General features: G+C 39.9%; 7 protein-coding genes. All 7 read left to right on the top strand.

All coding sequences use genetic code 11. The annotated features are described in order from the left end of the window. Positions 1-83: 83 nt before the first annotated feature. Positions 84-1889 carry a DUF6057 family protein gene (locus tag ATH1_RS0118470; RefSeq protein WP_010420019.1) on the top strand — a complete coding sequence of 602 codons (1806 nt, stop codon included), beginning with the start codon at positions 84-86 and terminating at the stop codon, positions 1887-1889. 178 nt (positions 1890-2067) lie between these two features. Next, on the top strand, positions 2068-3369 hold the full coding sequence (locus ATH1_RS0118465) for a TolB family protein (protein WP_245531747.1): 1302 nt from the start codon (positions 2068-2070) through the stop codon (positions 3367-3369). A 96-nt stretch (positions 3370-3465) separates the two neighbouring features. Next, the gene (locus tag ATH1_RS0118460; RefSeq protein ID WP_010420025.1) at positions 3466-4629 is read left to right on the top strand and encodes a chorismate transformation FkbO/Hyg5 family protein; all 1164 of its coding nucleotides are present in this window, start codon (positions 3466-3468) and stop codon (positions 4627-4629) included. A 685-nt stretch (positions 4630-5314) separates the two neighbouring features. Continuing rightward, positions 5315-8551 carry a SusC/RagA family TonB-linked outer membrane protein gene (locus tag ATH1_RS0118455; protein WP_029164030.1) on the top strand — a complete coding sequence of 1079 codons (3237 nt, stop codon included), beginning with the start codon at positions 5315-5317 and terminating at the stop codon, positions 8549-8551. Between the two features lie 104 nt (positions 8552-8655). After that, positions 8656-10356, top strand: a complete 1701-nt coding sequence (locus ATH1_RS0118450) for a RagB/SusD family nutrient uptake outer membrane protein (protein ID WP_026055363.1) — start codon at positions 8656-8658, stop codon at positions 10354-10356. Between the two features lie 217 nt (positions 10357-10573). After that, entirely contained in the window at positions 10574-11842 is a 1269-nt protein-coding gene (locus ATH1_RS0118445) for a glycan-binding surface protein (protein ID WP_010425108.1), read from the top strand. A 25-nt stretch (positions 11843-11867) separates the two neighbouring features. After that, entirely contained in the window at positions 11868-14012 is a 2145-nt protein-coding gene (locus tag ATH1_RS0118440) for an IPT/TIG domain-containing protein (protein WP_010420033.1), read from the top strand. The last annotated feature ends 160 nt before the right edge of the window (positions 14013-14172 follow it).

Here is a 14172-nt window from a genome sequence, read left to right as displayed (position 1 = left end):
AGTAATTTTCGGACGAGCGTAACACAGTAAATGGCACTTTATGGACAGACACTTATTAGGGAGGATATTAAAACTATTATGATATGACGGTTCGTTTAAAAATGTGGATTTCTTTTTTTAAAACATATCACCGACAATGGTTTCTTTTGTTTTTTAGTTTATTAGTGATTGTTTTTTGGCAATTTGGTTATCCTTATTCTCTTTTTTTTCAGGAGCCGCTTCAGTTGTTTCTTTTTAGCCGGGATTATTTTTTTAATTCTATATCTACGGCTGGTGGATTGTCGGGATATTTAGGAGAGTTTTTCACACAATTTTACATTATTCCTTTTGGAGGACCTGTTATTATACTATTCTGGCTTTTGAGTTTGCAGCAACTTTTTTGGAAAATCTTAAAAAGATCGGTTCCCGGAGCAAGTCATTTTTACATACTAAGCTTTTTGCCCTCTATATGGTATTGTACAATATTAAGTGAAGAGTTTTATCTTTTGAGCGGACTTATTTCCGTTGTAATTGCTTTGACCGGAGTTTTGCTGTATACGGCTATCAGGGATTTCAGGATACGCTCAATTGTGGGACTGCTGATTGTTCTTTTAGTTTATTTTACTGCCGGGGGTAGTTATATTCTATTTGTGTTATTTACATTGTCGTTTGAATTTGTTAAAAGGGGAAGTAGTATAGGAATAAAGGGATGGTTATGGAGTTGCTTAGTCCTGGAAATTTTGCTTGCTGTATTTTTACCGGTCATTTATAGGTTACATTACGATCCGGTGCCTGTGCTTCAGGCATATATAACAGAACATTTTCATAAAATATCCACGGTTTTCCCATTTCCTGTTGTCTTGATTTGGATTTTGATAGCAATTTCATTGCCAATAGTTCTTTATTTTGACAAAAAAATTATAAACAGGGGAAGAAGAAATACTCTTTATATTATTCAGGTTGCTTTTTTATTGTTGGTTTTTTTAGGCGGGCATAGTTTGTTCGCTAATCCCAAAGCAGAATATATTAAAAAACTTGATTATCATGTTCGCCATAATAATTGGGAAGAAATAATAAGTCTATGTGAAAATCGCCTCCCCAGGAACGCGTTTGCGGTGAATTATTTAAATTTGGCCCTTGCAAAAACCAACCAATTAGGCGAGCGGTTATTTCATTTTGAGCAAATTGGGCCGGTCGGACTATTTCTTCCATATGAGAGGGAACAATTAAGCGCGATGATCGGGAATGAAACTTATTATCATATTGGATTAGTCAACGTCTCGCAGCAATATATTTTTGAGGCAACCGAGGCGATGCCGGACTTGAGAAAGTCCACCAGGTCATTGCAAAGATTGACGGATGTTGCAATTATCAATGGTGATTATGAATTGGCTAACAAATACATTCAGTTGCTCAAGAAAACATTTTTCTATAAAGACTGGGCTGAGCAAGCCGAAGACTATCTCTACAACGAAAGCAAAATTAATAATCATCCCGACTGGGGTGAAAAAAGAAGACTAAGGCCTATACAGGACTATTTTTTCTCAGTGGAGAATATGGATCAGATATTACTTGCTCTTTTGCGAGATCATCCGGATCACAAGATGGCTTTTGAGTATCTTATGTCTTATTATCTTGTAAGAAAAGATATCGAATCGTTTATGAAATATGTACATCTTGGGCATGAGATGAATTACAAGTATCTTCCGGTAGCTTTTCAGGAAGCAGTTTTGTATGTATTGGGACTTAAATCACAAGAGGCTGTGGAACAAAGTAATTTTCCTATTGAAGAGAGGACAAAGAACCGATTGTACGAATATGTGGATATTTATACCCGTTATCCCAATGCTCAGAAATTATTAGAAAAGGAGTTTTCTGATTCATTTTGGTATTACTATCATTATCGATGATAATTGAAATCATGACAACAAGGAGGGAGTAATTATGAGACGATTTTTTATAACAGCAGGATTTATACTGTTGATAGTGGCCTGTAGCCAAAAGCCTGAAAATGCTTTTCAAACTTCTGAATATCCTTCAATATTCCCGGACTATGTTAATGTAACTATTCCTGTTAATATAGCTCCGTTGAATTTTAAACTTACTGATCATTTCTCTGAGATATATGTCGAGGTTAGAGGAAAAAATAAAGTATTGGTTTCAGAAAGTAATAAATATGCTGATTTCGATAAAATCGAATGGGAAACATTGTTAGAGAGTAATGTTGGTCGTGCGATTGGGGTTAACGTTTTTGCGAAGAGCGACAGTGGATGGATTGCATTCAACCCCTTTTCTGTCTTTGTTAAAAAAGAACCAATTGACCCATATCTTGTCTACCGATTGATTGCTCCCGGGTATCAGGTGTGGAGCAGTATGGGAATTTATCAACGTTCACTTGAGGATTTCAGGCAAACAGAGGTGGTTACTAACAGACTTTTTCCTGGTGCTTGCATGAATTGTCATTCCTTCCGTGAACGAGATCATGAACAAATGATGTTTCATCTGCGTGGAAAGAACGGAGGAACTTTTATTACCAATGATTCCGGGGTGATTAAAATTAACTCAAAACCAGACCAGTTATATTCCGGGTTTCAATATCCTTATTGGCATCCGGGAGGTCGATATATCGCATTCTCTATTAACAAAACAGCTCAGGCTTTTCATGCAACTAAAGAAAAGAGAATTGAAGTTTTTGATTCAAAGTCTGATGTTGTTATTTATGATACTCGGGACAATAAGGTTATTACAGATAAAAAATTGATATCGAAGGACTGGTTTGAGACCTTTCCAACCTTTTCTCCTGATGGGAAGTATTTGTATTTTTGCTCATCAAAAGCAACAAAAATGCCTGCTGACTATCAGGATGTAAAATATAATCTTTGCAGAATTGAATTTGATCCAGCAACAGGGGAGTTAGGAACAAAAGTTGACACCCTGGTTCGTGTTTCCGACACTGACCAGAGTGTTACATTTCCAAGGATATCACCTAATGGGAAATTTTTAATGTTCACTCTTGCAGACTACGGCAATTTTTCAATTTGGCATAAAGAAGCCGACCTTTATCTTCTCAATCTTGAGACAGGGAGGTATAGACCACTTGAGCAAGTTAATAGCAATGATACCGAGAGTTATCACTCATGGTCTTCTAATTCAAATTGGGCGGTGTTTAGCAGCCGTAGAGTAAATGGGCTATATACAATGCCTTATTTTGCCTGGATAGGAAATGATGGAAAAGCGGGCAAACCATTCTTGCTTCCTCAAAAAGATCCGAATTTTTATTTGAATTCATTTTATTCTTTTAATATTCCCGAATTTGTTGATGATAATATCTCTTTGTCAGTAAAAGAAATTGAAGAAGCCTACAACATGGAAGGAATAAAAGTTCAATGATTGAGATTTGTTGAATGTAGTGTCCACAAAAGGGAAAAGGAAAGGGGAAAATTTTTGTTATTTAGAAGTAAACTTATTAGAAAGAGATTTTTAAGAATGAATCGAACCTATCAAATAATTACCCCTGCAGAAGAGCAGGATATAGAAGGAGAATGGCAAAGCTGCCTCGCCCAGCTCAGGGAAATGGGCAGAAGCAATAAATTATTCAAACTGGTGGTTTTTATTGATGCCGAAGAGGAAGAAAAGTATCTGCGCTATCGGACTATCATTATCAATGACATTATTGAGCAATTTAAAGATGAAGTCCCGGCACATACAGTTTTGGCCCAAAAACCGGAAAATGGATTTCATGTCACCATAGAAGCGGGAACAATGTCCTCTGGTGAGGTTGAAATAACTTTTAAGGAAGTGAATGATTTGTTCTATACTGTTGTCAGAGATTCATTCCATAAAGAGATTTGGGCATGTGGTATGGGAAGTAAAAATTTTTCTTCAGGGGATGTCAAAGAGGATTCTTCCGGAGCTTTTACCGATATGCTTCAAGTTCTCGAGAATGAGGGCATGAACATGGACAACGTTGTCCGTCAATGGAATTATATCGGACACATACTTCATATAGAGCGCAGGGGAGGAAAAGCAATACAAAACTACCAGGTATTTAATGAGGTAAGAAGTCAGTATTATAAGAAGTACAGGAATGGGAAAGATTTTCCTGCTGCCACTGGTATTGGAACATCGGCTCAAGGAGTATCTATCGATTTTTATGCAGTTGAAGAATATAAAGAAGTTATAAATGTCCCTGTTGATAATGAGCATCAACAGAATCCTTACGCTTATGGACAGGATGTTCTTGTAGGAGTAGCCTTGTCAAATCGTAACAAAAAAGAACCTCCGCAGTTTGAACGGGCCCGTCTGCTTGCCTTCCCCGGTAATACAACATTGTTTGTCTCAGGTACGGCATCTATTGTCGGCGAGAAAACTGTAGGAGTTAATGATTTGAAGAGACAAATTGATACAACCGTTAGGCATATCAAAACCCTTACAGATTCAAACAATATAAAAAAGCATGTTCCCGATTTTGTAACTACTTCAGCTAACTATCTGTTGCTCCGCATCTATGTTAAGTATGAAAAAGACTTCGCACCGGTGCGCAATATGTGTGAACAGATATATCCGGGAACGCCCATGGTCTTTGTCAAAGCCGATGTTTGTCGTGATGATCTGCTGGTGGAAATTGAAGGAGAAGTAATGTTTGATTAAAAAAATTAGGCAATTGATATATTTTTGTCAGTACATGTTGTTATTGCATTATCATCTGTGGCATTTTGACCAAAATGGATAATTTAAATGTTAAAAAGCGTAAATATATTAAAATTACTTTTTCAATGTTTTCTACCTTATTTCACTTTATTTGCAACGTACTATGTCTGATATGAATTTGTCTACTCCTTTGTAAGTTCGGTAATAGAGGTAACAACACATATTTTGCTTTTGATAATTATTTTTTTCTGAAATATATTTTTATTTCATTAATAATATAAAAATTTAACTGGTGCTAAAGACACAGTCTATCCAGTATAGTTTGATTATTATCCAGCCTATAGTGCGGTTGTAATCTGTATTTTACATTGATTCACTATTTTTAATGATAAAATAGTATGTATCATTAAACCGAAATTTGTGTTTGGCTTCGTCTTGCTTTAATTTTTTTCTTTACAGATTGTATTTCTTATTTTCCTCATTTTGTTTTAAATGTTGCAATAACAGTTTGTAGGTCTATTCTCTTTTATATTCACGCTTTTTCTTTTCAGGAATACAATTTATTAAATTTTGATAGAAAGTGATAAAATAATATTAGCAATTAAGTATTTGTTAACATACATTTGTATTTATATAAAAGTGTATTTTTCACACCTAAACTCAGTTGAATTTTAATTTTTTACTTATGAGAAAAAATCTGCGGTTTTTTTTAGTGATGTTTTTTCTTGCCTTTCATTTTTTAACTTTTGGGCAGGAAAGAACCGTAACGGGTAACGTTACCGATGAAACCGGGGCGCCACTACCCGGTGTTTCCGTCCTTATTCAGGGGACTACATCCGGTACCATTACTGATATTGACGGAAATTACAGTATTACTCTTGAGGAAGGACAGGATGTGTTAAGATTTTCCTTCATCGGGTTTAAAAACCAGTCCATTGAGGTTGGAACCCGTTCGGTTGTTGATGTTCAGATGGTACCTGAAACAAGGGCCATAGATGAAGTTGTGGTTGTTGGTTACGGTACAATGAAAAAAAGCGATGTTTCCACAGCCAGTGTTTCTGTGAGTGGGGATGACCTTGAAGAAACCATGTCGGCCAATCTTGATCAGGCCCTTCAGGGACGCGCTGCCGGCGTAACGGCTATTACTACTTCCGGCCAGCCAGGTGCATCTGTTTCTATCCGGATACGGGGGCAAAGCACTTTGAGCTCAGGTGCGGCAGAACCTCTCTATGTAGTAGATGGAGTACCTATCCAAAATGTTATTCAGGGTGGTCATGACGTTGGAATTGGCGACCGGCTTGGGAATGGTCCGGTTAGTACTTTTGGCGGCGGATTGTCAAGCATCAACCCCTCTGATATTGAATCCATGGAAATTTTAAAGGATGCTTCCGCAACCGCCATTTACGGTTCAAGAGGTGCCAATGGTGTAGTACTCATCACAACAAGGAGAGGGAAAACCGGTGAACCGAGGTTTAACTACAATTTTGAGTACGGGATTCAGGAACAAGCCAAACGGATCGACGTATTGAATTTGCGTGAATATGCAGAATACAGTAACAATATTGCTGCCGAAACTGACGGAAGGGAATCCCGTGAGGAATTGTTGGACCCCGGCTTGTTAGGTGAGGGCACAGATTGGCAGGAAGCTGTTTTTCAATCCGCTCCTATGCAGAAACATCAAATTAGTGCCAGTGGCGGAACAGAAAAGAGCCGGTATTTTATTTCCGGTAGTTATTTTGACCAGGAAGGGATAGTGGTTGGTAGTGGATACGATCGTTTCACCGGGCGTGTTAATCTTGATGTTGAATTGAAGGATTGGTGGGATGTCGGAACAAATTTAACTTTCGCACAGTCGGAGGATGACCTGGGGCTGAACAACAGTGACGAAGGAATCATTAATGTCGCTTTAAAGACTTCGCCCGATGTTCCTGTCTATAACGTAGATGGATCGTGGTCTGGTGATGAAAGAGAAGGATCGCCAGGCAAAATTAATCCAATCGCTAAAGCGCTTGATGAAGAAATAAGACTTGAAAGGACCAATTTTATCGGTAATATTTATAGTGATATTACTTTCATCGAAGGCCTTGACTTACGTACCGAGGCTTCTCTTAATATTGGCAACACGGATGCATATACGTTTCTTCCAACCTATCAGTACGGAAATGTCAGTAATACACAAAACAGTTCGCGCTGGCAATATAACAAAAACAGATACTGGGAGTTGAAGAACTATTTAACTTATAGCAGATCGTTCGGCAATCACAATCCAACAGTTATGGTTGGACAGGAAGTATCTGAATCTTCATGGGAATACCTGAGTGGAACAAGTAATGCCCTGCCTAGTAATGAAGTCCACTCGCCAAGTCTCGGCGAGAATAACACCATGACTGTTGGTTCAGGTTTTGGAAGCGGTTCAATGGCATCCTTTTTTACCCGCGCCAATTACAATTACAACAGAAAATACTATTTAACTTATACCTTCCGGTATGACGGCTCTTCAAATTTTGGTCCTGAAAACAGATGGGCGCCATTTCATGCAACATCTGCTATGTGGAGAGTTTCGGATGAGCCATTCTGGGATGGTATCAGCCCTATTGTAAACAGCTTTAAGATACGTGCAGGCTGGGGGCAGACAGGAAACGCGGATATCGGCGGTTACCAGTGGGGAGCATCGATTACAAAAATGCCTACCGGACTTGGAATGGGGTATCGGCAGAGTAATATTGCAAACCCCTATATCCAGTGGGAAGAGCAGGAACAGTACAATCTCGGAATCGATTTTGGCCTGTTTAGAAACCGTATCGATGTTGTTATAGATCTTTATCACAAAACATCGACAGACATGTTGATGTCCATGCAGTTACCTTCCTATATGGGTACAAGGGGTAATGCTTCGTCACGCCTGAATCCTCCAATGGGAAACTTTGGAGAAATACGTAACAAAGGGGTTGAGATTACTTTTAACGCCGTTCCTGTTGCCCGGCCATTGTTCATGTGGGAGAGCAATATAACCTTTACAATGAATGATAACACATTGTTGGGCTTAACAGATTCTCCATCAGCCCATATTGAAGGATATGGACAATGGAGTGACGTTGTAACCCTTACCGAGATAGGGCAATCTCTTTATGGTTTTTATGGCTATAAGGTAGATGGTATTTTTACGAGTAAAGAAGACATTATTAACAGTCCACGTCAGGAAGCTTTTCCATCAGTTAACGAAGATACAGGCGAACTTATATGGGATCGCGCCACCACTACGTGGGTTGGCGATCTGAAATTTAAAGATATTTCAGGTCCCAATGGTAAACCTGACGGTGTCATTGATCAATACGACCGAACGTTTTTGGGGTCACCCTGGCCAACCTTTTCTTATGGCTGGAATAACACTTTCCGGTACAGGAATTTGGAGTTGACAGTTTTTATAAACGGAAATTATGGCAATAAGGTACTGAACTATATCGGAAGAAGTCTTACAAGTATGGACAATTTGTGGGACAACCAACTTTCAGAAGTTACCGAACGAACCATTCTTGGACCAATTGAGGATGTTGAAGGATGGTACAACGATATCGATAATGTTCAGATTGTTCAGATGGGGAAAGATAATATGCCAAGAGCCATCGCCGGAGATCCTAATGATAACACAAGAATTTCTGATCGGTACATTGAAGATGGTTCCTACCTGAGATTTAGAAACGTGTCGCTTTCTTATTCTGTCCCTAAAAGAATTATTAACCGATATGGTGTAGACAATCTGAAAGTCACTGCCGGGGTTCAGAACTTGTATACTATTACAAATTATTCCGGGTTTGATCCCGAAATTGGCGCCAGCCAGACAAGTGCGAACGTTTACGGACTTGACAACGGCCGTTACCCGGCACCTCGCATTTTTATGTTTGGATTGGACGTTGCGTTTTAGAAGATTTCTGAATAGGATCCCGATATTTTAAAAGTTACCCAAAAAACTACGGGTTATTGTTGATGAAGGTTCCTGTTGGATTAAAACAACAAAAATTGATTCGTATGAAGAATGTATTAAAATATAAAACAATTGGAGTCCTGGCAGTTTTACTTCTTACTGCTACATCCTGTGAAGATTTTTTGCACCGACCTACAGAGGACTCCTACACAATTGATAATTTTTATCAAACGGAAGAACAGTGCTTTCAGGCGGCCAACGTTCTGTATAACTCGCCATGGTATGATTTTCAAAGAGGTTTTCTATGGATCGGAGATCAGTTGGCCGGAAATATTTATACCGGAACTGAAACCATTTATCAGAATTTTAACCTGAACTCAACCAATGAGGATTTGGTGAATGCATCCAATTCTTTATGGCTGGTTAACGGACACTGCAATGCTGTTATAGAAAATATTGCTTCCAAATCTGGTTCCGGTGTCAGTCCGGAAGTAAAAAATACGGTTACTGGAGAAGCGATGACTTTTAAAGCGTTAGCTTACTTTTACCTGGCAAGAATATGGGGTGCAGTTCCGATAATTCACAGTAATACTGAAATAATTGGTGCCGGAACAGCGACAGACCTTCGAAGAAACAATCTTGAAGATGTATATGAGTACATTGAACGAACCCTTTTGAGGGCCATTGAGTTGTTGCCTGCCGATAACCGGGAAGGACGAATTAATAAGTATTCTGCAATGGGCCTGCTGGCTAAAGTCTATCTGACCAGATCCGGGCTCGGAATGAACGGAAGCAGGGACCAGCAGTATCTTGACCTTGCTAAACAATATGCTAAAACTGTAATTGATGAATATCCCGGGACGCTTGAGCCTGTATACAGTAACCTTTTCCGTATTAGTACCGGTAATTATAACTCTGAAAATCTGATTTCGTGGCGGTGGACTATTTCTAATACATGGACCTCTCAAAACTCCATTCAATCCGATGTAGCGCTTAACAATTTTACCGGTATTGCCGGTGATACATGGGGCTCATGGCGAGGTGTTACAATTGATTTGCAAAACCTGTTTGGAGAAGATGCTCTTAGTCCAACGCGCCAAAATGATGATACAAGACGAAAAGCAACCATGATGATGTGGAACGATCATTATGATTATTTCTGGCGGCATGTTGGTGGATTCACTGCAACGATGGATAATGACAATAATGTTGCAGGTGCTACTTTTGGTGTCCCGACAGGTGCGTTCATGGTAAAGCACATTGTAGGACATTATGAGGGCGATCATGCTGCTGAAAACGGCAACCTCGGACAACGTATGGCAACCGACCTGGCAACGCATATATTGCGATTAGCGGATGTTTATCTCATTTATGCTGAAGCTATTTTGGGGAATAACGAGTCGACTACTGATACTGAAGCGTTGAAATATTTTAATGCTGTGAGGCAAAGAGCTATACCAGATGCCGATCCTGTTACGAGTCTTACATTTGAAACAATATTCAATGAAAGGAGAAAAGAATTTGCAATAGAGGGCGACAACTGGTACGACTATGTCAGACTCTCATACTATAAGCCTGAATTAGCGCGCCAATGGATTAATCAACAGGAAAGGGGAAGTTACGAAGGAGATATTTATGGATATTACAAAGGTGAAGTCGATGCTTCAGAAATTGCCGTAAACTCATTTAAGGTCAATATTACACGCGATGACTTTACTTTGCCGTTCCCTGATATTGATTTGTCTATGAACCCCAATTTGAGTAAGGAGCCGGTACCGTTCGATTTTAGTACCATTCCTTATTAGAAAAACTCACAGGCTATTAGACCAAAGACATAGGTTATTCATGAATTGAGCATGTCGCAATATGAATATGTATAAAACCTTGTATGGGAGTTCCATTAGACCTTAAAAATCAATTTTTATTCTGATATAATTATTAGTGAATCAAATTAATGATTGGATACAGTGTGAAATTGAGTTATAAAATAAATAAAGACAACAACTTAGATAATATTGTGTTATGAATAATATAAAAGAGCCTTTAAAAAGAAGTACTGCATTTAAGCTTTTACTCCTTTTATTAGCCGTAATGTTGACCGGGACTGTTTTTCAGTCCTGCGAAGACAATTCGGACAACGGAACCGGTGATATGCCGGAGATTAAATATGTCCGGGTTACAGACCCGCTGGCCTCAGATTCCTTGTTGGTCAGTGCATATTTGGGAAGTACGATCGCCCTGGTTGGCGAAGACCTTGGTAATGTGGTAGAGATATGGTTTAATGACCAGAAAGCTGTACTCAATGTCAATTATATAACCAATGATGCCATTATTGTAACTATTCCGAATACCATTCCGGAAGAGGTTACGGATCAAATCAAACTCGTAACACGGGGAGGGTTGGAATATACATACGATTTCCAGGTTCAGGTGCCGGAGCCTCTTCTTACTTCTATGAAGTGTGAATATGTGCCTGCAGGCGGCGTGGCTATTATCCGTGGCAACTATTTTCTGGGTAGCGAAGAGAAGCCGTTGCAGGTATTTTTCCCGGGAAATATTGAGGCAGAAGTAGAAAGTTATACGCTTAAGGAGATTCGTGTTATTGTCCCCGAAGGAGTTGGTTCGGGTCCTGTTACCGTTAAATCGATGTATGGCTCAACGCGTTCTTCGTTTTACTTCCGCGACGATAGAAACGTCTTTCTTGATTTCGACACAATGTTTGGTGCCGGGTGGCGTTCGGGAAACACGCAAGGTAGTAATCCCGAAGGTGTTTCAGGTGATTATCTGGCACTTTCAGGCACTCTTACAGACTGGGGCTGGGTGGAAGACAATCTGGCCATGAACCTTTGGGGAACCTGGATTAATAATCCGCTTCAGAAGAACCCCTTATTTGAACTGGGGGATAATAGTCTTTCCGATATGGCATTAAAGTTTGAAGTTAACGTGGTTAATCCCTGGGCAGTGGGTTATCTGCAATGTATTTTTACACCACAGGATGTTCCTGACGTTAACGGAGGTAACAGCTATTACAGTGATGCCGGTCTTGGACGTGCTTTGTGGCGACCATGGTTCGAACAGCAGGATAATTTTCAGACTGAGGGATGGATAACCGTTTCTATCCCAATGACTGAATTTAGGTTTTCTCATGATGCTTCTGTCAATGACCTCTCATTGACATATCCAGATGATTTTGGCGGCTTTACCTTCTTTGTATGGGGCCCTGCATTAGAAGCTGACCTGGAACAAGATTTGTTCTTTGCCATTGATAATGTAAGAGTAGTGCCAAAATAGTTCATAATTTATTAATCTGATCGTTATGCAAACAAAATTCAATAAATATATACGGTATTCATTCAGTGCACTGATGCTTATTGTACTGGGTGCCGGTATGCTTTTCATATCATGTGAAGACGATGATGATGAAGGCAATGATAAAGTTGAACTCTTCAGCTATGGGCCAATGCCTATAGCCAGAGGAGCAGAACTAAGGTTCATCGGTGACAATCTTGATAAAGTAACGGCTATAATTATTCCTGACGGCATTGAAATTGATGCCTCGGAATTTACAACCCGCACAACCGAGTTAATAACACTTACCGTGCCACAAAATGCCGAAGAGGGATTGGTTGTATTGAAAACACCCCAGGGTGATATAACAACTAAAACACCTATAGGCTATTCAGAACCCATCTCTATTGATGAATTCACTCCGGCAACCATTCGGCCTGGCGAAGTTCTCACCATAAATGGAGATTACCTTAATCTGGTGAAAGAGGTGATCTTCACCGACCGTGTAGTGGCCGATACGTCATTTTTCGAATCACAGAGCCGTAAAGAGCTGAAAGTAACGGTTCCTGAAGCCGCTCAAACCGGTATTATTGGTGTTTCTAACGGGGAAGAGGAGCCGGTAATTGTTTATTCCGAAAGTGAGTTGAACATTACTTTGCCTGTATTTGATGAGATTTCGCCTAATCCGGTTAAGGCTGGCAGTGAACTCACTATTTCCGGTTCCGATCTTGATCTTGTTGTATCTTTGAAGCTTGGAGGAGATATCGAGATCGGCTCTGATGATTTTGTTAGCCAGAGTGCTGACCAAATAGTTATTTCTGTTCCTTTAAATACCCGGGATGGAAATATTGTGTTACTTCCTCTCTCCGGCGTTGAAGTAATTTCCGGAACAGAACTTCAAATGCTTCTTCCGACCATCAATTCGATTGTGCCGCTAACATTAAAAAACGGTGAAGATATAACGGTTACCGGTGAAAATCTTGATCTTATTTCTTCTGTCGTATTTGAAGGAGGTTTTGAAGGAGTCATTGCTGAAGGAGGGACACCTGCCGAAATTACTGTTACTACTCCCGATGGGGCTCTTTCAGGTGCAGTTGTTTTCAATACTCTTGCACAGAAATCAGTAACAGGCGATGAGCTTAACTTTCTTGCCCCTTCTCTGACATCGTTTAGTCCTTCAGAAATAAAACCAAATAATTTGCTAACCATTACCGGCGAAAATCTGGATTTGGTAGATAAGGTGATTTTTTCGGGCGGTGTTGAAGGAGAAATTACCAGTCAAACAGAAACCGAAATAATCGTTACTGTGAAAGTAGGTTCTGAAACAGGTGTCATTACTCTTGTCGCTATTAACGGCGTTGAGGTTGAATCTTCCGGACCGGTTACAATCCTTTCCAATCTTCCGGACGTGACCGGTTACGAGGAAAGCAAGGCAACACCTGGTCAGATTCTGACTATTCTGGGCTCGAATCTTGATTTAATAAAGGAACTTGTTTTTCCGGGCGAAATTAAGGCAACTGCCTATGGTGAGAAAACCGACACCCGCGTCGAGGTTTATGTGCCCGAAGATGTCCCCACAGGGAACGGCCAGATTCGCGTTATTACTTATGAAGGGGAAGAAGGTCTTTTACCCGAAATTTTCTTTGGAGGTGTCGATCCGGTTCTTTATCCCGATCTTGTATTTAATGATTTTGACGAGGAAGGACATAGTCTGGATTGGGACAATTGGGGTGGTATCAGTGCATTGATGGATGATGGTAATGGCGTATCTGGTAAATACCTGAAAGGCAATGCACAGCTTGGTGAATGGGACTGGAAATGGGTATGGGGATGTAATCATCATGATGCCTTTCCAAAGCCCGAAGTGGATGCTGATAATCATGTTGTCAAGATTGATGTAAAGATCGAAGGGGCTATTAGTGATGATTCAAATAATTTCCAGTTAAAACTTGCTGGCAAGGATTCCCAATGGTTTAAACTCGGCATCCAAAATGATGACGGAACCTGGGGTACCGGAGACGGTTGGGTTACTGTAACCTATAATCTTAATGATATAGGAATCACTGGTGATATCACCAACAGCGGTGATTGGGGACTCATTACTCAACCTCCCGCCGGTTTGGATTTCACCAGGATTAGTCTGGATAATTTCAGATTTGAGCCGGTTCCGTAAAGAATGATTCTTGTGTATTTCAAGAAGGTTTCTAAAAAGACTAATTTTTACTCTGTGGGACTCTGTGCCAACTCCGTGTATCTCTGTGAAACAATGAATTGCACAGAGTATCACAAAGTACGCACAGAGTATCACAAAGTACGCACAGAGTATCACAGAG

Source organism: Anaerophaga thermohalophila DSM 12881 (assembly GCF_000191885.1).
Lineage (GTDB): Bacteria > Bacteroidota > Bacteroidia > Bacteroidales > Marinilabiliaceae > Anaerophaga > Anaerophaga thermohalophila.
Note: the sequence above shows the minus strand (reverse complement) of the source record. Positions and strands in the feature narration are given on the sequence as shown.

Bases quoted from the DNA above. Each gene is read 5' to 3' on its own strand.
- ATH1_RS0118470 (WP_010420019.1), top strand. From the start codon at position 84: ATGACGGTTCGTTTAAAAATGTGGATTTCTTTTTTTAAAACATATCAC.
- ATH1_RS0118460 (WP_010420025.1), top strand. From the start codon at position 3,466: ATGAATCGAACCTATCAAATAATTACCCCTGCAGAAGAGCAGGATATA.
- ATH1_RS0118455 (WP_029164030.1), top strand. From the start codon at position 5,315: ATGAGAAAAAATCTGCGGTTTTTTTTAGTGATGTTTTTTCTTGCCTTT.
- ATH1_RS0118450 (WP_026055363.1), top strand. From the start codon at position 8,656: ATGAAGAATGTATTAAAATATAAAACAATTGGAGTCCTGGCAGTTTTA.
- ATH1_RS0118445 (WP_010425108.1), top strand. From the start codon at position 10,574: ATGAATAATATAAAAGAGCCTTTAAAAAGAAGTACTGCATTTAAGCTT.
- ATH1_RS0118440 (WP_010420033.1), top strand. From the start codon at position 11,868: ATGCAAACAAAATTCAATAAATATATACGGTATTCATTCAGTGCACTG.